Source organism: Burkholderia cepacia GG4 (assembly GCF_000292915.1).
Classification (GTDB): Bacteria; Pseudomonadota; Gammaproteobacteria; order Burkholderiales; family Burkholderiaceae; genus Burkholderia; species Burkholderia cepacia_D.
This window is the reverse complement of the sequence record NC_018514.1, coordinates 236,803-257,444: the sequence shown is the minus strand read 5'-3', so window position 1 is coordinate 257,444 and position 20,642 is coordinate 236,803. Positions and strand designations below refer to the sequence as shown.

Here is a 20,642-nt window from a genome sequence, read left to right as displayed (position 1 = left end):
CTCAGTCGAGCGCGCGGCCGAAGATCCTGATCACTTCGTCGAGATGCTCGGCCATCGCGCGGCGCGCGGCCTCCGGATCGCGCGCGCGGATCGCGTCGAGGATCGCGCGGTGCTCCTGCTCCGACCGGTGCGGCATGTCGTCGGGCATGTACAGCGACTGCAGCCGCTGGAACATCAGGTCGTATTTGTGCGCGAGCAACTGCTTGATCATCAGCGCATACGCAGGGTTGTCGCTGGCTTCCGCGATACGGATATGGAACAGCCGGTCGCCCGGATGCGTGAGCGAGCCGCTGCGGTTGTCTTCCTGGTTGCGCAGAAACGCGTCGTGGATCCCTTCGATCTGCGCGTCCGAGCCGTGTTTCGCGGCGAGCGACGCGGCTTCCGGCTCGATCAGCCGGCGCGCCTGCAACAAGGCGAACGGCGGGATCTCGGTATCGAGGTCGAGCGCGATGCCGAGCTCCGGATCGATCTCGACGATCGAGAACGGCGCGACCTTCGTGTCGATCTGCGGCGCCGGTACGGCAGCCGCTTCGGGCTGACGCACCTTCACGCCGTCGCCGACGCGCACGCTGACGCGCCCGCGCACTTCAAGCGCGATCAGCGCCTCGCGCACCGACGTGCGCGACACGCCGAACTGCTCGGCCAGTTCGCGCTCGGGCGGCAGATAGCTGCCCGGCGGAAAATCGCCGGACTCGATCATCGCACTGAGCTTGTCGGCGATCTGCTGGTAGAGGCGGCGGTTCTGAATCGGCTGGATGGACATACGTTGATACAGGTAAGCGGTTGCGTTGCGGACGGCCTGACGAATGAGACGACAGGCCGTTCGCACCTATTTTATATGCCGGGCTTCGGGTCGCCCGGCACCGCGTAGCAACGCGCGGCCGTGCCGCCCCACAATGCGTCGCGCTCGGCCGCCGACAACCGCGCTTCGGCCCAGCGCTCGACCAGCGATGCCACTTCGTCATACGACGCGGCGAGCAGGCACACGGGCCAGTCCGATCCGAACATCAGCCGCTGCGGCCCGAACGCGTCGAGCGCCGCATCGAGGCAATGCTCGATGTGCCGGATGTCCGGCGCGCGCAGGCCGCGCCGCCAGTCCGTCTCGGTCACGAGCCCCGACAGCTTGCACACCACATGCGGCAGCGCGCCCAGCTCGCGCAATCCGGCGCGCCAGCGCGCGAACGCCGTCGCGTCGCGGTCGAACTCGGCGAGCGCGGGCTTGCCGGCGTGGTCGAGCACGAGCCAGTGCGCGTCGTGCCGCGCGCAGAACGTGCGCACGTCCGGCAACTGACGCTCGAACACGAGCACGTCGTACACGTAGCCGTTCGCCTGCAGCCACGCGACGCCGCGATTGAAAGCGGGGTCGGCGACGAACGCGCCGACATCGGCCTCGTCCTGCACCTGGTGACGAAAGCCGCGCAGCTTCGGGCTGCGCCATGCGGCGATGCGATCCGCGAGTTCCGGCGCACCGAGATCCTCCCAGCCGACGACGGCCGCGATGTGCGCGTCGTCACGGGCGAGATCGAGCAGGAATGCCGTCTCGTCGCGCCCGCCGCGCGCCTGCACCGCGATCGACGCGCGCAGCGCCTGCGCACGCATCTGCGGCCACAGCGCATCGGGCAGGTAGTCGCGGGCGAGCACGCCCATACCGGGGCCGATCCACGGATAGTCGGCCGCGCGATACCGCCAGAAGTGCTGATGAGAATCGATACGTACTGCGCCCATGGTGTCCTCGCGTGTCGCCGTCGCCCGCTGCGGCACGCTCAGTCGTACAGCGCCGCCGCGACCTTCGGATCGTCGATATTGGTCTTGTCGTACCAATAGAAACCGGTATCGATGACCTTCGGCAGCTTCTCGCCCTTGATCGCCTTCACGGCCGCCTCGACGGTCTTGTAGCCGATCCCGACCGGGTTCTGCGTGATCGCGCCGGCCATCAGCCCGCTGCGGATCGCGTCCTTCTGCTGCTTGCCCGAATCGTAGCCGACGATCACGACTTTGCGCTTCATTTCTCGCACGCCGTTGACCACGCCGATCGCCGAGCCTTCGTTGGTGCCGAACAAGCCTTTGAGTCTCGGATACGCCTGCAGGATCGACTTCGTCACCTCGGTCGACTTCAACTGGTCGCCTTCGCCGTACTGCACGGTCACGACCTGCACCTTCGGATGCGCCGATTTCATCCGCTCGAGAAAGCCGTCGCGGCGATCGATGCCGGTGCGGCTCGTCTGGTCGTGTGCGACCACGGCCACCTCGCCTTCGTCGCCGATCAGCGCGGCGAGCTTGTCGGCGGCGAGCGACGCGGCTGCCTTGTTGTTGGTCGCGGCGGTGGTGACCGGGATGTCGCTGTCGACGCCCGAGTCGAACGCGATCACCGGGATCTTCTCGGCCTGCGCCTTCTTCAGGAGCGGCAGCGCGGCCTTGCTGTCGAGCGCCGCGAAGCCGAGCGCGGCCGGCTTCTTCGCGATCGCGGCCGACAGCATGTCGATCTGCTTGTCGACCATCGCCTCGGTTTCGGGGCCTTCGAACGTCACCTTCACCTTGTAGTCCCTGGCGGCCTGCAGCGCGCCCGCTTTCACGGCCTGCCAGAACTGATGCTGGAAGCCCTTCGAGATCAGCGGGATGTAGGCTTCCTGCGCTTGCGCGCCGGCCGTGACGCCGACGGCGAACGTCAGCCCGACGATCGCGTTCAACACCTTGCTCCTGATCACTTCACGTCTCCTTGGTTGGTATCGTCTGACATGCCGGCCCGGCCGGCGGTGAAGCGGATAAGCGGATGCATGGCACGTGCGTGCGTTAGCGGCGACGCCGGCGCAGGATGTCCACGTAGACGGCGAGGATGATGATCACGCCCGTCACGACCGTCTGCCATTCCTGCGCGACCGACATGATGCGCAGGCCGTTGGTCAGCACGCTCATGATGAACGCGCCGATGATGGTGCCGACGATGCTGCCCGCGCCGCCCGACAGCGACGTGCCGCCGATCACGACGGCGGCGATCGCATCGAGCTCGTAGCCCTGCCCGAGCGCGGGCTGCGCGGAATTCAGCCGCGATGCGATCAGGAGCCCGGCGATCCCGCACACCGCGCCGCTGAACGTGTAGACCGCGATCTTCCACGCGTCGACGTTCACGCCGGACAGCCGCAGCGCTTCCTCGTTGCTGCCGAGCGCGAACGTGTAGCGGCCGAAGATGGTCCGGTTCAGCACGATCGACGCGCCGATCGCGACGACGAACAGGATCAGCACCGCGTTCGGGATCGGCAGCGCGGGAATCAGGTTGCCGATCAGCGAATCCTGCGCGATCGACGTGAAGCCCGGCGTGTCGTTGAAGTAGATCGGCCGCGTGCCCGAGATCACGAGCGACAGCCCCTTGAGCAGCATCATCATCCCGAGTGTCGCGATGAACGGCGGCACCTTCATCTTCGCGATCACGAAGCCCGACACGCTGCCCGACAGCGCGCCGAAGCACAACGCTGCGAGGATCCCGAGCGGCAGCGGCATGCCCCAGTTCGTCAGCACGACGCCCGCCATCACCGCGCAGAACGTCATCAGCGTGCCGACCGACAGGTCGATGCCCGACGTGATGATCACGTACGTGCAGGCGACGGCCAGCACACCGTTCACGGCGGTGGCCTGCAGGATCGTCACGAGGTTGTCGACGTCGAGGAAGTTTGGCGACGCGATGCTGAAGAACACGATCAGCAGCACGAGGCTCGCGAACGCGAGCAGCTTCTGCCGCGCGGCCGGGTTGAAGAAGCGTGACTTCAGGCTCGATGCGGCGGCCGGCGTGTCGCCGGAAGCAATGGGCGGGACGGGATGCGTATCGTTGGACATGATCGGTAGGCGTCTGAATCAGGACAATACGGTCGACTCGCGCTGCGTCGCGAACTGCATGATCTTTTCCTGCGTGGCCTCGGCCGCGCGCAATTCGCCGGTCACGCGCCCTTCGCACATCACGAGGATCCGGTGGCTCATGCGCAGCACCTCGGGCAGTTCCGACGAGATCATCACGATCGCCTTGCCGTCGGCGGCGAGCGCGTCGAGCAGCTTGTAGATCTCGCTTTTCGCGCCGACGTCGATGCCGCGGGTTGGTTCGTCGAAGAACAGGATGTCGCAGTCGCGCAGCAGCCACTTCGCGATGACGATCTTCTGCTGGTTGCCGCCCGACAGGAGCCGCGCGGGCTGCGCGACCGACGGCGTGCGGATCGCGAGCTGCCGCACGTACGACTGCGCGGTGGCGCGCATGTCGCGCGCATCGAGAAACACGCCGCGGCGCACGAAGCGCTGCATGCTCGACAGCGCGATGTTGTTCTGCACGTCCATGCCGACCGCGAGCCCGAAGTGCTTGCGATCCTCGGAGAGATAGCCGATCCCGTGCGCGACCGCATCGGCCGGCGTGCGGATCGTCACGGTCTTGCCGTGCACGCGGATCTCGCCCGCGTCGACCGGATCCGCGCCGAACACCGCGCGCGCGACCTCGGTGCGGCCCGCGCCCATCAGCCCCGCGAAGCCGAGGATCTCGCCGCGCCGCAGCGTGAAACCGACGTCGCGGATCGCGCGGCCGCGCGACAGCCCGCGTACCTCGAGCGCGACGGCGTTCGCCGACGTATCGGGCGGCGTACGGAACGTCGTATCGAGCTGACGGCCGACCATCATCGCGATGATCGCGTCCATCGACGTGTCCGCCATCGGCACGGTCGCGACGTACTTGCCGTCGCGCATCACCGTCACGCGATCGGCAATCTGGCGCAGCTCGTCCATCTTGTGCGAGATGTAGACGACGCCGACGCCGTGCGCGCGCAGGTCGCCGATGATGCGGAACAGCTCGGCGATCTCCGCGTTGTTCAGCGCGGCGGTCGGCTCGTCCATGATCAGCACGCGCGAATCGAACGACAGCGCCTTCGCGATCTCGACCATCTGCTGCTTCGCGACCGTCAGCCGGCCGACCGGCGTACGCGGATCGAGATCGAGCCGCAGCCGCGCGAAGATCGCGGCCGCGTCGCGGTTGAGCTTGTCTTCGTCGACGAACACGCCGAAGCGGCCGCGCGGCTCGCGGCCGATGAAGATGTTCTGCGCGACGCTCAGGTGGTTCATCAGGTTCAGTTCCTGATGAATGATGCCGATCCCGAGCGCCTGTGCGGCGCGCGGATCGGCGATCTCCACCGCGCGGCCGTCCATCCGGATCTCGCCGCCATCCTTCTGGTAGACGCCGGCGAGGATCTTCATCAACGTCGACTTGCCGGCGCCGTTCTCGCCCATCAGCGCATGCACTTCGCCGGCGCGCAGGTCGAACCGGCAATCGTCGAGCGCCTGCACGCCCGGAAAGCGCTTGCTGACGCCGCTCAACGCAATCAGCGGCGGCGCGGGGTTCAGGTTCGGGTCCGGTTGCATGGAGCGCTGCCTTCAGCCGATCGCGCGATCGAGATGCGTATAGCCGCCATCGACGAACAGCCACTGCCCCGTCGTGTGCGACGCGCGTTCCGACAGCAGGAATACCGCCGTATCGGCAATCTCGTCGGTGGTCGTGAAACGCTTGCCGAGCGGCACCCTGGCGGCGATGTCGGCGAGCTTCGCTTCGGGTTCGTCGAAACCGGCGAGCCAGTTCTGGTAGAGCGGCGTCATCACCTCGGCCGGAATCACCGCGTTCACGCGCACGCCGTCGTTTCGCAATGCGACGGCCCATTCGCGCGTCAGCGCGAGTTGCGCGCCCTTCGATGCGCAATAGCCGCTCGTGTTGCCCTGCCCGGTGACGGCCGTCTTCGACGACAGGTTGACGATCGCGCCGCGCGTCGCCTTCAGGTGCGGCACGCAGTAATGCGCCATCACGTAGTAATGGATCAGGTTGCGCTCGAGCGACGCGACGAACGCATCGCGCCCGGCGGCGAGCCCGATGCTGTCGTTGATGCCCGCGTTGTTGACGAGGCCGTCGATGCGGCCGAAACGCGCGATGGTCTGCGCGACCGCGTCGCGGCACTGCGCGTCGTCCTGCAGCTCGACGGACACGCACACGGCGCGCGGCTGTTGCCGCGTGAGTTCGCGCCAGAATGCGTCGTCGGGCGCGTGGCGCGCGAACACCACCGGAATCGCGCCTTCGCCGGCGAGCCGCATCGAGATCGCGGCACCGATCCCCGACGCGCCGCCGGTCACGATCACGACCTTGTCTTGCAGATTCAAATCCACTTCGCGTCTCCGTCGTTGATGGTGTCGCCGTGCAGGCCGCGCGCGGTGCATCGTGCGTCGTCGTACACCGTCGGGCTGCGTGCTTCAACCTCGGAATCGATACTGCTCGAGCGATTCGGGCTTGATCTCGATCGAGAAGCCGGGCGCCGTCGGCGGCATGTACGCCGCGCCGCGCACGACGCACGGTTCGACGAAATGCTCGTGCAGGTGATCGACGTACTCGGTCACGCGCCCTTCCTTCGTGCCGGAAATACACACGTAGTCGATCATCGACAGATGCTGCACGTATTCGCACAACCCGACGCCGCCCGCATGCGGACACACCGGCAGCCCGTATTTCGCGGCCAGCAGCAGCACCGCGAGAATCTCGTTCACGCCGCCCAGCCGGCACGCGTCGATCTGCACGACGTCGATCGCGCCGCGCGCGATGAACTGCTTGAACAGCACCCGGTTCTGGCACATCTCGCCGGTCGCGACCTGCACGGGCGCGATCGCGTCGCGGATCTTGCGATGCCCTTCGACGTCGTCGGGGCTCGTCGGCTCCTCGATGAACCACGGTTTCGCGAACGCCAGCTCGCGCACCCAGTCGATCGCCTCGTCGACCTCCCACACCTGGTTCGCGTCGATCATCAGCTTGCGCTCGGGGCCGATCGCCTCGCGCGCGATCGTCACGCGGCGGATGTCGTCCTCCAGGTTCGCGCCGACCTTCAGCTTCACGTAGTCGAAGCCGGCGTCCACCGCCTCGCGGCACAGCCGGCGCAGCTTGTCATCGCTGTAGCCGAGCCAGCCCGCCGACGTCGTGTAGCACGGGTAGCCGTCGCGCTCGAGCGCCGCGATCCGCGCCGCCTTGCCGGGCGCCTGCCGGCGCAGCAGGTCGAGCGCTTCGTCCTGCGTCAGGCAGTCGGTCAGGTAGCGGAAATCGATCGCGCGCACGATTTCCTCGGGGCTCAGGTCGGCCACGAGCCGCCACAGCGGCTTGCCCACCGCCTTCGCCCACAGGTCCCACACCGCATTGACCACCGCCCCCGTCGCCAGGTGGATCGCGCCCTTGTCGGGGCCGATCCAGCGCAACTGGCTGTCCGACGTGACGTGCCGCCAGAAGCGGCCCATGTCCTCGCGAATCCAGTCGAGATCGAGGCCGACGACGAGGTGACGCATCGCGTCGATCGCCGCGCAGCAGATTTCATTGCCGCGCCCGATGGTGAACGTGAGTCCGTGGCCTTCGAGCCCGTCGCGGTCGGTTTCGAGCACAACGTACGCGGCCGAATAGTCGGGATCCGGATTCATCGCATCGGAGCCGTCGAGCTCGCGCGAGGTCGGGAAGCGCACGTCGAGGACGCGCATCGATCGAATGATAGCCATGGCAAACCGTCCATTAAAGGGTGTCAGGCCTGCACGGTGCGCTGACGCTGCTCGCCGAGCCCGTCGATGCCGAGCGTGATCACCTGCCCGGCGCGCAGATAAACGGGCGGCTTCTGCCCGAGGCCGACGCCCGGCGGCGTGCCGGTCGAGATCACGTCGCCCGGCTGCAGGCTCATGAAGCAGCTCAGGTAGCTGATCAGGTGCGGCACGCGGAACACCATCGTCGCGGTCGTGCCGTTCTGGTAGCGGTGGTCGTCGACGTCCAGCCACAGCCGCAGCGCGTGCGGATCGGGCACCTCGTCGGCCGTCACGAGCCACGGGCCGAGCGGCCCGAACGTGTCGTTGCCCTTGCCCTTGTCCCACGTGCCGCCGCGTTCGAGCTGGTATTCGCGCTCCGACACGTCGTTGACGACGCAGTAGCCCGCGACATGCGACAGCGCGTCGGCTTCGTCGATATAGCGGCCGCCCCGGCCGATCACCACGCCGAGCTCGACTTCCCAGTCGGTTTTCTCCGAGCCGCGCGGAATCTCGACGTCGTCGTTCGGCCCCGAGATCGCGCTCGTCCATTTGCCGAACACCACCGGCTCCTTCGGGACTTCCATGCCCGACTCGGCCGCGTGGTCGGAATAGTTGAGCCCGATGCAGATGAACTTGCCGACGCGGCCGACGCACGCGCCGAGCCGCGGCGCGCCGTCGACGAGCGGCAGCGACGACGGCTCGATGTCGCGCAGCCGCGCGAGCGATGCGGGCGTCAGCGCAGCGCCGGCGACGTCGTCGATCACGCCCGACAGGTCGCGGATCTTTCCCTGCGCATCGAGCAGGCCGGGTTTTTCATGGTGTTTTTCGCCAAATCTCAGCAGTTTCATGTCGTCCAAGCGGAAACGGAAAGTGAATGGAAAGGCGCGGTTGGTTCGACGCGGTCGGCCAGACGCGGTCTGCTAGACGCGGTCAGTTCGACCAGCCGCCATCGATCAGGTGAATCGCGCCGGTGGTGAACGACGCTTCGTCCGACGCGAGGTACAGCGCGAGCGCGGCCACTTCGTCCGCCGTGCCGATGCGCCCCATCGGCTGGCGCGCGACGAACGCCTGGCGCACGGTGTCGGCCGACACCTGGCGCGTGCGCGCCTGCTCGGCGATCCGCTGCTCCAGCGACGGCGATTCGATCGTGCCCGGGCAGATCGCGTTGCAGCGGATGCGCTGCTCGACGAAATCGGCGGCGACCGCCTTGGTCAGGCCGATCACGGCCGCCTTCGTCGTGCCGTAGACGAAGCGGTTCGGCACACCCTTCACGCTCGACGCGGCCGACGCCATATTGATGATCGACGCGCCGCCCGCGTCCAGCATCGCCGGCAGCAGCGCGCGGATTAGCCGGTACATCGACGTGACGTTGAGGTTCAGCGAGAACGCCCACGCGTCGTCGTCGCACTCGAGGATCGAGCCGTGGTGCACGTAGCCGGCGCAGTTGAACAGCACGTCGAATGCGCGCTCCTGCGCCGCGAGTGCCGCGACGTCGTGCGCATCGGTCACGTCGAGCCGGCGCGTCGCCAGCCGGCCGCCCGCGCGTTCGGCATCGGCCGCGAGCCGACCGAGCGCGGCTTCGTTGATGTCGGTCGCCAGCACGTCGGCGCCCTCGCTCGCGAACCGCAGCGCGGTCGCGCGGCCGATACCCTGCCCGGCCGCCGTCACCAGCGCGCGCTTGCCCTGCAATCTCATGAGCACCACTCCTGTCGAAGTCGGCCGAGCCGGCCGATTGGCACAAAGGACTAAAGGTCCAACCAATCATAGGAACAGAATCCGGATTTGTCACGATCGCGCGATTCAGTATTTTCCCGAGCGGGAGAATCGGGCGGAAAGGCGGTGCCGCGGGCTTCGATGACTGTCTATTTCAGGTTCCACCGATCGGCCGCCTGTCGCGCAAAGCCAGTATCGGCGGGCGTTTGCGCCGGCCCCGAGCGCCTGAGCCCACGTGCCGGCGCGGCGAAACTGACAAAAAAGTCATGTTCACGTCAGGGTCTCAACGGGGGGCGCGCGCGATCATGACCGTGCCGGACCGCGCTTTCCGGCACGCCGCCCCCGCCCGTCGCCGATCCCTGGCGGGCCCCTCCGTCCCCCGCGGTGTGTCACGTGACTGAGCGAGCAGACACGGTGGCGCGGGCCGATTTTTCGCCCCGGACGTTCGCGTCCGGGGCGCTTTTGTCGTTGGTTTCTTAAGGAAATGCGCGGCGATTGTTTCTAAATCGGCAAAAGGTAATTTGAGCCAGACAGGATGTTTTTTCCGGTCACAGACGCTTACATTTAGCGCACCACTCATGGAAACCGCTACGGATTCGTCCTTGGGTAGTGACATCCACTGCCATGGCCGAAACCGCACGAGCTTTAGGAAACGGCAAAATGAAGGCCTCCAAATCCCTGCCTGCGCTCGATCCCGCCGACGTCCACGTCGAAATTCTCGAACGTTCCGATACGCTGCTCGTCGTCCGCTGGGTCGAACCCGGCCGCTGTCATTACGGCGAACAGCGCTGGCGGCGCCGCTTCGCGCAGCGCACCGGCACCTGCGCGCTGTCGCGCCAGGTCATCCAGCGCGGCGACGAAGTGTTCCGCCCGGCCGAACGCCCGGCGCCCGCGAATGCGGCCGCGATGATCTCCGCCGCCGAAGTGCTCGGCCTGGCCGGCGGTCGATAACGCCCGCCCGCCGCGTGCCGGGGCCGGCTGCGTGCGGTTGCGCGCGCCCGCCCTAGAACCGTCGGTCTAATTCCCCTGCTTGTCTGTCCCGCCTGCGCGGACTATCGTTACACCACTCAATGTAACGATTACGCGTCGTGGCGCACCGGCCACACCGCTGGAGGCAGACATGCATGCATGGAGTGCGCGCCACGTCCCGGCGCAAGGCGGCAAGGTCGCGGTCGTGACCGGCGCCAACAGCGGCCTCGGCTGGCAGATCGCGGAAACGCTGGCCGCCAAGGGCGCGACCGTCGTGATGGGTTGCCGCGACGCCGCGCGCGGTGCGCAGGCGGCCGCTGCGATCCGCCGGTTCCATCCCGCCGCACGGGTCGAAGTCGATCCGCTCGACCTCGCCGATCTCGCCTCGATCCAGCGCTTCGCCGCCGACGTCTCCGAGCGCCACGGCCGCGTCGACATCCTCTGCAACAATGCCGGCGTGATGTTCCTGCCGCTGCGCCACACGCGCGACGGCTTCGAGATGCAGTTCGGCACCAACCACCTCGGCCATTTCGCGCTGACCGGCCAGCTGCTGCCCGCACTGCGCGCCGCGCGGCGGGCGCGGGTCGTGACGATGTCGAGCGGCTTCAACCGCGGCGGCCGGATCCGCGTCGACGACCTGCGCGCCGAGCACCGCTACAACCGTTATCTCGCCTACTGCGACAGCAAGCTCGCGAACCTCGTGTTCGCGCTCGAACTGCAGCGCCGCTTCCAGCGCGCGGCGTTCGCGGGAATCAGCGTCGCCGCGCATCCGGGCTACGCGGCGACCAACCTGCAGTTCGCGGGCCCCGCGATGGACAGCTCGCCCACGCGCGCCATGCTGATGCGCGCCGCGAACCGTTATCTCGCGCAACCGGCCGACCAGGGCGCGCTACCGGCGATCCATGCGGCGACCTCGCCCGACCTCACCGGCGGTTCGTACATCGGGCCGTCCGGCTGGTTCGAGTCGCGCGGGCTGCCGGCCCCCGCGAACGTGCCGCGCTCGGCGCGCGACGTGGCCGCGGCGACGCTGCTGTGGGAGGCCTCCGAAGCAGCGACGGGCGTGCGTTTCCTCAGCACCGGCGTGCCCGCCGGCCGGCTGCCGGCCAACCCGTTCGACACGGCGGCCGAGGTGCGCTGAACAGCGCGCCGCCGCCCCACAATTCTTCATACTTATTACACTTACGGAAACGAAAGGGCGCTGAAAGCCTGATTCGACCCGCCACTGTTACCGCGCAGGAAACAATCTATCGTCAAATTCAGCGTTTACCCTGAACCGTCCGGTGACTAAGATTTAGTCAATCGCTTAAGACAAGGTGTCGAGAGCGAACTCAATAAAACACCGGAGGTCATCATGAAATCGCTCGTTTCCGCAGTTGTTGCCGCTGTCGCCTTGTCCGCTTCGTTCGGCGCTTTCGCACAAAGCACCGTCACCCGCGCACAAGTCCGCAACGAACTGGTCCAGCTCGAACAAGCCGGCTACAAGCCGGGCGTGTCGAGCCCGTACTACCCGAACGACATCCAGTCGGCGGAAGCGCGTGTTCATGGTGCCGACGCCAGCGGTTACGGCGCGCAACCGGCTCCGGTCGTCCACGCTGGCGCCCCGGCTGCCGCAGCGTCGTCGAACGCTCGCGACTCGATCTTCTTCGGCCAGTAAGCCGACGCGCCCCCGGCGGGCGCACCGCGCATCGCGCGACCAAGCTGTATCCGGACGAGCCCGTCATGCGGGCTCGTCTTTTTTTGTGAAACGCATACCTCCGCTACCCGGTAACGGGTGGCTTCGCCCGGGCGCAGTGCGTCCGGGCGCTTTTTCCCCTGGTGAGGTATGCGTGACGCAGCCGTGTGCGCCGATCAGCGCCCCGCGACTGCGGCAGGCACCGAACGCGACAGCACGCGCCACCGCGACAGCAGTTCGTCGCGATCGACGTAGCAGCCCTGCAGATGCCGGCGACCCGTCGATGGATCGAACTCGGTGCGCGCATGCAGCACGCGCCGGTTGTCGAACGCCCACATATCGCCCGCCCGCAGCCGGCGCAGCACGCGGAAACGCGGCTCGCGCGCGAGCGCGAGAAACCGCCGGTACGCGCGATAGACGGCCGCGACCGAGCCGGCCGGCGCATCGAGCGGCCCGCGCAGGAAGTTCGCGACGCGCACCTCGGTGACGTTGCCGCGCGCATCGAGCCCGATCACGGGCGCCGAACAGCGGTAGTCGCTGTTCGCACTCTTGTTCCAGAACTCGAACGGCGTCGACGCAAGTTGCGCAAAATCGGCCGGATATTCGCGCCGCAGCGCATCCGCGAGCGCGAAGCCGTCGAGGAAGATGCTGTCTCCGCCCGTTGCATCGTTCGCGAGGCAATGCAGGAACTGCACGCCCGGCTGCAATTCGCGCGTCGGCAGATCGGTGTGCGGCGGCAGGTTGAGCGACGTATAGGCATTGCTGTCCGGGCGCGGCTTCGATTCGACGTCGAACAGCATGCCGAAATTGCTTTCGCGGATCAGGCCGATGCGGCGCGCGATCTCGTCGACCCGGCCGCGCTCGGCCGGCACCCCCTCGACCAGCGTCAGCCCGGTGCGCTGCAACGCGGCGAGCCATGCGAGCAACGCGCCGTCGTCCTCCATCACGTCGCGCCACGCGAACACGCCGATCGCCGTCGCATCGGCGCCGACCCATACGTGCCGCCCGTGCGCGGCCTGGCGCTCCGCGCGCGACGCATCGTCGTATGCATGCGCGCGCAACCACCCCGGCGACCAGGTGCTGCGATGCCCGTCGTTCCACTCGATATGCAGCGCGCCGTCGGTTTCGACCTGCACGGTGAGCGCCGACAGATCCTCGCGCGCATCGGCAATCTCGAATACCTGCTCGCGCGTGACCGCATGCACGCACGCGGAACACGCGCAGTTGTCGCGCAGCCAGTCGAAGTGAAACGGCGATCGTCGCGTGTCGCTCCACTCGACGTCCACCGCTCCGTCGCCGATCGTCGCCGCCGCAATGGCCGCGTCGGCGGAAAAGGTCCGCCAATCCTCGATACGGTGTTGCGCTGCCTGCATCGTTGCCTCCTGGAAACGCCCGCTACGCGTGTGGTGCGAGCAGAAACCCGCCGATCATCCGGTGCATCCGCGCCGCGTGCGGGCTCGTTCCGAGCGCGCGCCAGCAGCCGTGCACCAGCCCCTCTCCCCTCCAGTAACGCGCGGTGCCGCCGGCCGCGAGAATCCGTTCGACATAGACGCGCGCGTCGTCGCGCAGCGGATCGTGCTCCGCGCCGATCGCGAGCACCGGCGGCAGCCCGTCGAAACGCGATGCGGCAAGCGGCACCGATGCGCGCAGCAACGGATCGTCGTTCAACGCGGCTTCATCCTCGACATTCCAGTAGAGCGCGCGATAGCGATGAACGTCGTCGAGCGTCAGCATCGGCGCGTGCGCTTCCGTTTCGCGCGCAGGCGATTGCGGTTCGAACCCGAGCATCGGATAGACGAGCGCGATGCCGTCGAGGCCGCCTTCGCCTGCATCGCGCAGCGCAGTCGCGACGGCCGCCGCGAGATTGCCGCCCGCGCTGTCGCCCGCGAGCGTCAGCGACCGTGCGCATGAGCCGAACGGCCAGCGTCCATCGCGCGCGGCCCGCGTGACGGCCAGGCAATCCTCGAGTGCGGCCGGTGCGCGATGCTCGGGCGCGAGCCGGTAGTCGACCGCGATCACGGCGAGCCCCGTGTCAGCCGCCAGTTGCGCGGTGATCAGCGTGTGACTGTCGAGCGAGCCGACGACGAAGCCGCCCCCATGAAAGAACAGCACGGTGCCGCGCGGCGCACCGTGTGCCGGTGCGTAGCGCCGCAGCGCGATCGCGTGTCCGTCCGGTGCGTGCCACACCGCATCGTGCTGCACGATGCCGGCCGGCAGTTCGGCGGGCGTCCATGCGGCAGCGAAGCGATCGTAGAGACGGCGCTGTTCGGCGGGCGAGCACGCCGCCGAGTCGGCCGGATACGCTGCGTCGACAGCCGCGACGAACGCCGCGATTTCCGGCTCGAGCATCGTGTGCGCTCCGCGGTCCAAGGTTGAACGTCGACGCTAGCGGCGCGGCGGCAGGCCGATCACGCGCCCCGCATACGCGGGCGCCGCGCAGTCGCGCTGCAACACGTGCAGCTCGGCCACGCGCGCGGCGACGTCGTCGTCGAACGGCGCCGATTTCGCGCCGTCGCGCGTGTCGACGTGCAGCAGCATCTGCTCGCTCGCCGACACGGCACCGTCGTGCCCGTCCGCGAACAGTTCGAGATACAGGTGCAGCCGCTTCGCGTCGTGCGCGAACACCCGCGCATCGACGCGCACGCGCGTGCCTTCCTTGATCTCCTGCAGATAGTTCACGTGCGCTTCGAGCGTGTAGACCGAGCGGCCCCGCTCGCGACGCGCGGCGTCGTCGAGACCGATGCGGTCCAGCAGCGCATCGGTCGCGAAGCTGAAGATCAGCAGATAGAACGCGTCGCGCAAATGGCCGTTGTAGTCGACCCACTCGGGCCGCACGACGTCGCGGTATATCGTCAGCGGGGTATCGCCCGTCATGTTCAGTCCTCGAATCGCATCCCGTGCCGCGCCTTCACCGCGGCGATTGCCTTCAGCACCTCGGTAATGCACTCGTCGCGATAGCGTTCGAGTTCCTTGATGCTGCGCGTGCCCTGCTGCTCGCTCGTGCCTTCGACGACGCTGTCGATCAGTTCGTCGGTCAACTTCGGTGCGACCAGCTTCGTCCATGGCAGTTCGAGCGCGGGGCCGAACTGCTGCATGAAGTGTCGCATGCCCGCGTCGCCGCCGGCCAGCGTATAGGTCAGGAACGTGCCCATGAACGACCAGCGGATGCCCGCGCCGAAGCGGATCGCGTCATCGATCTCGCCGGTCGTCGCGACGCCTTCGTTGACGAGATGCAGCGCCTCGCGCCACAGCGCTTCGAGCAGCCGGTCCGCGATGAAGCCCGGCACTTCCTTGCGCACGTGCAGCGGCCGCATGCCGAGCTTGCGATAGATCTCCATCGCCGCCTCGACCGCTTCCGGCGACGTGCGCGCGCCGCCGAGCACTTCGACGAGCGGCAGCAGGTAGACCGGGTTGAACGGGTGGCCGACCACGCAGCGCTCCGGATGCGTCGCACGCGCGTAGAAGTCGGTCGGCAGCAGCCCCGACGTCGACGACGCGATGATCGCGTCGGGCTTCGCCGCGCGGCTGATCTGCTCGTGCAGTTCGAGCTTCAGCGCCTCGCGCTCGGGGGCGCTTTCCTGGACGAAGTCCGCGTCGGCGACGCAGGCCTCGATCGTCGATTCGAAGCGCAGCCGCGCGGGATCGGCGCCCGGCGCGAGGCCGACGCGTTCGAGCGCGGGCCATGCATTCGCGACGTTCGCGCGCAGCCGCTCTTCCGCGCCCGGCGCGGGGTCCCACACGACCACGTCGAGACCGTGCGCGAGCGCACGGCAAATCCACCCGCTGCCGATCACGCCGGTGCCGATCGCGGCGAACGTCTTGATGTCGGTCTTCACAGCCATGTCAACGCATCCTTCAAATCGAGGAAAATCGGACGGCGGCCGCGCTCGTGCGCGCCACCGCAATGAATCGGAATCAGCCGCAAAGACTCACGCGAATTCGGTCGCCGCGCGGCGTTCGAGCAGACGTTCGCCGCGTGCCGGCAGGCCAAGCTTGCGACGCCCTTCAGCCGGCGTCAGCACGCGGCCGCCGAGGCGTTCGATGATTTCCCGCGCGCGCTCGACGAGCGTGCCATTGGTGGCGTGCACGCCGCGATCGAGCCAGATGTTGTCTTCGAGGCCGACGCGCACATGGCCGCCGAGCAGCATCGCCTGCGCGACCATCGGCATCTGCATCCGGCCGATCCCGAAGCCGGCCCAGTGCGCGCCCGGCGGCAGGTTGTCGACCATCGCCTTCATCGTGCCCGTGTCGGCCGGCGCACCCCACGGAATGCCGAGGCACAGCTGGAACAGCGGCGGATCGTCAAGCAGTCCTTCCTTCAGCAGCTGCTTCGCGAACCACAGATGCCCCGTGTCGAAAATCTCCAGCTCCGGCTTCACGCCGAGCTCCTGGATGCGCTTGGCGCCGGCGCGCAGTTGCGCGGGCGTCGACACGTAGATGTAGTCGCCATCACCGAAATTCAGCGTGCCGCAGTCGAGCGTGCAGATTTCCGGCAGCAGCTCCTCGACGTGCGCGAGGCGCGTGAGGCCGCCGACGAGATCGGTGCCCTTGCCGAAGCGCATCGGGTCCTCGCCGGGGCCGATTTCCAGATCGCCGCCCATGCCGGCCGTCAGGTTGATGATCACGTCGACGTCGGCCGAGCGGATCCGGTCGACCACTTCGCGGTACAGGTTCGGGTCGCGGCTGCCGCGCCCCGTCTGCGGATCGCGGACATGGCAGTGTGCAACGGTCGCGCCGGCCTTCGCGGCTTCGATCGCGGCGGCCGCGATTTCCTTCGGCGTGACCGGAATCGCCGGATGCTTGCCGACCGTATCGCCCGCGCCGGTGACCGCGCAGGTGATGATGACGTCATGGTTCATGCTGTGTGCCTCGCTTGACTCGGTTTGTGTCGTAATGCGGGTAAATCGACGCGCTGCGCGCGGGCCCTTACAGGCCGAGATACGCCTTCACGGCGGGCAGGCCGTCCTTGCCGTCGAACGTCTTGACGCCGGCCAGCCACGCGTCCAGCACCTGCGGATTCTTCTTCAGGTACGCCTTCGCGGCGTCGGCCGGCTTCGTCTTGTTCATCACCGACTGCATCAGCTGGTTCTCGAGCTGAGTCGTGAAGCGCAGGTTCTCGACGAGCTTGCCCGCGTTCGGGCAGCGCGCGATGAAGTCGGGCGCCGTCAGCGTGTACACGCGCGCTTCGCCGTAGTTCGGGCCGAACGACGCATCGCCGCCGGACAGGTAGTTCATGCTGATCTGGATGTTCATCGGATGCGGTTCCCAGCCGAGGAACACGACCCACTTCTTGTCGCGAATCGCGCGCTCGACCGTGACGAGCATCCCCGCCTCGCTCGATTCGACCAGCTTGAAGCCGCCGAGCCCGTACTGGTTCGTGTCGATCATCTTCTGGATCGTCGCGTTCGCGCTGCTGCCCGGCTCGATCCCGTAGATCTTGCCGTCGAGCTCCGCACGGTGTTTCGCGATGTCCTCGAAGGTCTTCAGGCCGGCCTGGTATTCGTAGCTCGGCACCGCGAGCGTCGCCTTCGCGCCCGACAGGTTCGGCGGTTCGACGACGTTGATCGACTTGCTGTCGAGGAACGGCTGGAGCTGCTTTTGCTGCACCGGCCACCAGTAGCCGAGGGAGACGTCGAGCTGCTTGCTCTTCAGGCCGGCGAACGAGATCGGCACCGACGCGATCGTCGTCGTCGGCTTGTAGCCGAGCCCTTCGAATACCGTCGAGGCGAGCGCCGTGGTGGACGTAATGTCGGTCCAGCCGATATCCGCGAAGCGTACGTTGCGGCAGGTCGCGGCATCCGTTTCGGCCTGCGCCGCGGTCGCGAACGAGCCGGTCGCCAGCACGGCCGCGACGAACGCGGCGATCTTTGTCGACTTCATGGTTTCTCTCCCGGTTGGACCGATGTCCGACGGGTTCGCGGAGTGCGTCCCGGCCTGCATCGTGGGAGTAAAAGTAACGAGCCATATTCACCGCAAGACGACCGCCGGCGACCTGTTCTTGATTATTTGCGACTATGGGTGGAAACCACTAGATGCGGGCTGTGGCTTGTACGGCGGGGGTTTGGGGCGGATTTTGATGAGGCGGGGTTTGTCCGGATGCGGCGTGTCCAGGCTACTGGTCACGCCCTCGGGACCAGACTCATGCGCAAGCGAATACTCGCGCCGTCATGCATTTGCTCCGGGGCGCTCGCGGATGCCGGCAACAGGGTCAGTGCGTGGTCAGCCTGGCTGCATGGAAATCTTCCCCAGCACCGCAGCCAAAATCATGGCCCGCGCATTTGACGGCACCGGACGTCCGCTTGGCCTGAATACCGCGTAACCCGGAACGATCTGCGCCCCGGAGAGCGCACACATTCCCGGCCGTGATGCGCGTGCCAGCCGCCAGGTCTGCTCGCCGTAGTGAGCGCGTCCCGGCTCCACCCATCGCACCAGCAGCATGTCTGCCGAATGTTCCAGGATCTCTATTTTCGGACGTGTCGTCGCACGATAGGCCGAGTCAAGGGCGGAGACCAGAATCATTCTCGCTTGCGCCGATTGGCCTTTCGGACTGAACACCGGATCGCCGCACACGACCTTTGCTCCGGAAAACGAACATTGTCCGGAGCGCAGCGCGCGCCCCGGTATCCAGCGTTGCTCCTCTTCATCCGTCTGCCCGGTCTTGCGCCAGCGCACGAGCAACACGTTATCCGCGTACTTCAGTATCTGCACCAATCCGTTCATTTGCCATTATCCGCTCCGCAGTTACGCGGTATCGCCTGCGTCGCAACACGCATCGATCTCGATGATCCTTCGATTACCTGCCATCCATGCTGCAATTCGACGCGGACGCGGCCCGCGTGGTGTCCGCCCGCCGGCCGGATCACGTCGCCGCCGCGGACGGGCGCGGCCTCGACCGCGTTTCACCGGCATTGCATGGGTCGCTGCTGCATCCGGTACGCATTGACGCTCACGCATCGCCATACGTTCGGCGCGACGCACGTCCACAGCCTCGCTCCAATCGCGGAGCGTGACGACGATCTCGTGTTGAAGGTGGGAGCCCGGCGATCGAACACAACCGGCCACGTGCGTGGCCGGTTGCCTTGCGCTTATTGTTTGGCGGCGAGACCAAACGCGTAGAGTTTGTGACTCGTGCCGTCGTACGGCAGACCGAGCACCTTGGTGTGGTAACCGGCCCCCCAGTACACAGTGCCGTCAACGATGGCAGCGCCCGACACCACCGCGCCGTTATTCTCGTAACTCCACTTGATCGCGCCCGTCGCCGCATCGAGCGCATACATGCTCGCGCCCGTGCCGGCCAACGAGCCGGCGTAGACGACACCGTTTGCAGCCGACATCGCCACCGTGTCCATCTTGCCCTGCGGGTCGGCCGTGCGCCACAGCACCTTGCCCGTGGCGGCGTCGACTGCCGCCCAGATGCCGCCCTTGGTCGTCTTCTCGCCGTTCGGACCGTTGTCGACGTCGATCGACTTCCCGTCCAGGTTGCCGATCGAAACGTAGATCCGCTTGCCGTCAGCAGCCGTCCCCCAGAGCATGCCGCCCAGCAGGCTGCCCGGGCCGACCTGCGTATGCCAGATCACCTTGCCGGTCTTGGGATCGAGCGCCCAATACACGCCGCTCTTCGCGCCCGCTCCTACCAGCGTCTTCTGCTTGCCGTTGATGGTCGCCTTGAACAGGTTTGGCCCCGAGCCGAAATCGTAGTCCGGGCCATCGTCGTGGTCGTAGTTGGTCGACATGTCAGCCGCCAACGTGCGGCTATGCCAGACGACCTTGCCGGTTTTGAGATCGAGCGCGACAAAGCTGTCGATCATGTTGGTCGGCGTATCGGGTTGGCAGTTCTTCTGGGTCGGAAAACGACAGTGCCCCGGCGGGACCGAGAAGTTGTTGCCCGTGGTCACGTAGAGCAGGCCGGTGTCATGATCGACCGCCGCCGTGTTGCCCCACACCGAACCGCCGGTGTACCCCTTCGGCACCATGTAGGTCTTCCACAGCATCTTGCCGGTCTTGCCGTCGAGGGCGACCACCGCGCCGCGATAGGTCGGCTTGTCCTTGAGCGCCTCGGCACGCGACGACAGGCCGACATAGACCACCCCGCGATCGACAATCGGCGATTGGGTGATGATCGCGGTCGGATCCGAATCCACCTTGGTCCGCCACACTGGCGCGCCATCCTCGGCCTTCGCAGCCATGATGAACGCGCCGGTCGGGTTGTTCGCAATCTGGGTGCCCTGACCAAAGATCAGCATGCCTTCCCAATATGCCGGGCTGGTGCGCGACGCATCGTTGTCGACACCACTGTATTCGGTGATCTTCTTTTTCCACTTCACCTTGCCGCTGGCAGCATCGACCGCCCATAGCGAGCCGCCGAAGTCCGGCACATACACGGTGCCGTTGGCGACGGTCGGCGTGGCCGCCACGTTGCCGTCGGTATCCAGCGTCCAGCGCGGCGCAAGCTGCGAGACGTTATCGACACCGATGACGTGTTCGTCCGGCGCGGTGCGCGTGTTGTCGACACCCTGGCCGGCAAAGACCCAATCTGCCGCCGCACTCGGGCCGCTCGCGATCATGCCGAACAGTGCAAGCGTTCCGATCATGGCAGGCGTACGCCGGCGCCATGAGGCAAGTTCGACGATCTGCTTGTTGGATGTTTTCATGACATCACCTTACCGAGAAAAGTGTGACTTGAGACCGGCCGAACGGGAACGACCGCGATGAAAAAACCCCTGGCGAACCGAGG

At 67.0% G+C, this 20,642-nt stretch carries 20 protein-coding genes; 3 read left to right on the top strand and 17 right to left on the bottom strand.

The genetic code is table 11. The features are described from left to right. Window position 1: 1 nt before the first annotated feature. The 9 genes from GEM_RS16935 to GEM_RS16895 form a co-directional block, all read right to left on the bottom strand. Window positions 2-763, bottom strand: coding sequence for a FadR/GntR family transcriptional regulator (locus GEM_RS16935; RefSeq protein WP_014898582.1), 762 nt, complete (start codon window positions 761-763; stop codon window positions 2-4). Window positions 764-834: 71 nt separating this feature from the next. Further along, the gene (locus GEM_RS16930; RefSeq protein WP_014898581.1) at window positions 835-1,725 is read right to left on the bottom strand and encodes an amidohydrolase family protein; all 891 of its coding nucleotides are present in this window, start codon (window positions 1,723-1,725) and stop codon (window positions 835-837) included. A gap of 38 nt (window positions 1,726-1,763) precedes the next feature. Continuing rightward, window positions 1,764-2,705, bottom strand: a complete 942-nt coding sequence (locus GEM_RS16925) for an ABC transporter substrate-binding protein (protein ID WP_014898580.1) — start codon at window positions 2,703-2,705, stop codon at window positions 1,764-1,766. An 85-nt stretch (window positions 2,706-2,790) separates the two neighbouring features. Further along, on the bottom strand, window positions 2,791-3,828 hold the full coding sequence (locus tag GEM_RS16920) for an ABC transporter permease (protein ID WP_014898579.1): 1,038 nt from the start codon (window positions 3,826-3,828) through the stop codon (window positions 2,791-2,793). 18 nt (window positions 3,829-3,846) lie between these two features. Next, complete coding sequence (locus tag GEM_RS16915) at window positions 3,847-5,385, bottom strand: sugar ABC transporter ATP-binding protein (protein ID WP_014898578.1); 1,539 nt, start codon at window positions 5,383-5,385, stop codon at window positions 3,847-3,849. A gap of 12 nt (window positions 5,386-5,397) precedes the next feature. After that, window positions 5,398-6,174, bottom strand: coding sequence for an SDR family oxidoreductase (locus GEM_RS16910; protein WP_014898577.1), 777 nt, complete (start codon window positions 6,172-6,174; stop codon window positions 5,398-5,400). Window positions 6,175-6,258: 84 nt separating this feature from the next. Continuing rightward, window positions 6,259-7,536: an L-fuconate dehydratase gene (locus GEM_RS16905; protein WP_014898576.1), complete on the bottom strand. Its 1,278-nt coding sequence runs from the start codon at window positions 7,534-7,536 to the stop codon at window positions 6,259-6,261. 23 nt (window positions 7,537-7,559) lie between these two features. Beyond that, window positions 7,560-8,402: an ureidoglycolate lyase gene (locus tag GEM_RS16900; RefSeq protein WP_014898575.1), complete on the bottom strand. Its 843-nt coding sequence runs from the start codon at window positions 8,400-8,402 to the stop codon at window positions 7,560-7,562. An 82-nt stretch (window positions 8,403-8,484) separates the two neighbouring features. Continuing rightward, window positions 8,485-9,249, bottom strand: a complete 765-nt coding sequence (locus GEM_RS16895) for an SDR family oxidoreductase (RefSeq protein WP_014898574.1) — start codon at window positions 9,247-9,249, stop codon at window positions 8,485-8,487. A 678-nt stretch (window positions 9,250-9,927) separates the two neighbouring features. Between GEM_RS16895 and GEM_RS16890 the strand changes: the two genes are divergently transcribed. The 3 genes from GEM_RS16890 (at window position 9,928) to GEM_RS16880 (ending at window position 11,890) form a co-directional block, all read left to right on the top strand. Next, window positions 9,928-10,218 (top strand): DUF3331 domain-containing protein, encoded by a 291-nt coding sequence (locus GEM_RS16890; RefSeq protein ID WP_014898573.1) that lies wholly within the window; start codon window positions 9,928-9,930, stop codon window positions 10,216-10,218. A 169-nt stretch (window positions 10,219-10,387) separates the two neighbouring features. Further along, entirely contained in the window at window positions 10,388-11,374 is a 987-nt protein-coding gene (locus GEM_RS16885; protein WP_014898572.1) for an oxidoreductase, read from the top strand. Between the two features lie 213 nt (window positions 11,375-11,587). After that, window positions 11,588-11,890, top strand: coding sequence for a DUF4148 domain-containing protein (locus tag GEM_RS16880; protein WP_014898571.1), 303 nt, complete (start codon window positions 11,588-11,590; stop codon window positions 11,888-11,890). 194 nt (window positions 11,891-12,084) lie between these two features. On the opposite strand, the gene GEM_RS16875 is transcribed toward GEM_RS16880, so the two are convergent. The 8 genes from GEM_RS16875 to GEM_RS16845 all read right to left on the bottom strand — a co-directional run bounded on the left by GEM_RS16875 (window position 12,085) and on the right by GEM_RS16845 (window position 20,559). Further along, window positions 12,085-13,281 (bottom strand): TauD/TfdA family dioxygenase, encoded by a 1,197-nt coding sequence (locus GEM_RS16875; protein WP_014898570.1) that lies wholly within the window; start codon window positions 13,279-13,281, stop codon window positions 12,085-12,087. 22 nt (window positions 13,282-13,303) lie between these two features. Continuing rightward, window positions 13,304-14,257 (bottom strand): alpha/beta hydrolase, encoded by a 954-nt coding sequence (locus tag GEM_RS16870; RefSeq protein WP_014898569.1) that lies wholly within the window; start codon window positions 14,255-14,257, stop codon window positions 13,304-13,306. 36 nt (window positions 14,258-14,293) lie between these two features. Continuing rightward, window positions 14,294-14,782, bottom strand: coding sequence for a thioesterase family protein (locus tag GEM_RS16865; protein WP_014898568.1), 489 nt, complete (start codon window positions 14,780-14,782; stop codon window positions 14,294-14,296). Window positions 14,783-14,784: 2 nt separating this feature from the next. Beyond that, the gene (locus GEM_RS16860) at window positions 14,785-15,750 is read right to left on the bottom strand and encodes an L-carnitine dehydrogenase (RefSeq protein WP_014898567.1); all 966 of its coding nucleotides are present in this window, start codon (window positions 15,748-15,750) and stop codon (window positions 14,785-14,787) included. Between the two features lie 87 nt (window positions 15,751-15,837). After that, on the bottom strand, window positions 15,838-16,767 hold the full coding sequence (locus tag GEM_RS16855; protein ID WP_014898566.1) for a 3-keto-5-aminohexanoate cleavage protein: 930 nt from the start codon (window positions 16,765-16,767) through the stop codon (window positions 15,838-15,840). 67 nt (window positions 16,768-16,834) lie between these two features. After that, window positions 16,835-17,788: a choline ABC transporter substrate-binding protein gene (locus tag GEM_RS16850; RefSeq protein ID WP_014898565.1), complete on the bottom strand. Its 954-nt coding sequence runs from the start codon at window positions 17,786-17,788 to the stop codon at window positions 16,835-16,837. A gap of 339 nt (window positions 17,789-18,127) precedes the next feature. Next, the gene (locus GEM_RS30160) at window positions 18,128-18,628 is read right to left on the bottom strand and encodes a DUF3331 domain-containing protein (RefSeq protein WP_014898564.1); all 501 of its coding nucleotides are present in this window, start codon (window positions 18,626-18,628) and stop codon (window positions 18,128-18,130) included. A 365-nt stretch (window positions 18,629-18,993) separates the two neighbouring features. Beyond that, window positions 18,994-20,559, bottom strand: a complete 1,566-nt coding sequence (locus GEM_RS16845; RefSeq protein ID WP_014898563.1) for a PQQ-binding-like beta-propeller repeat protein — start codon at window positions 20,557-20,559, stop codon at window positions 18,994-18,996. Window positions 20,560-20,642 lie beyond the last annotated feature (83 nt).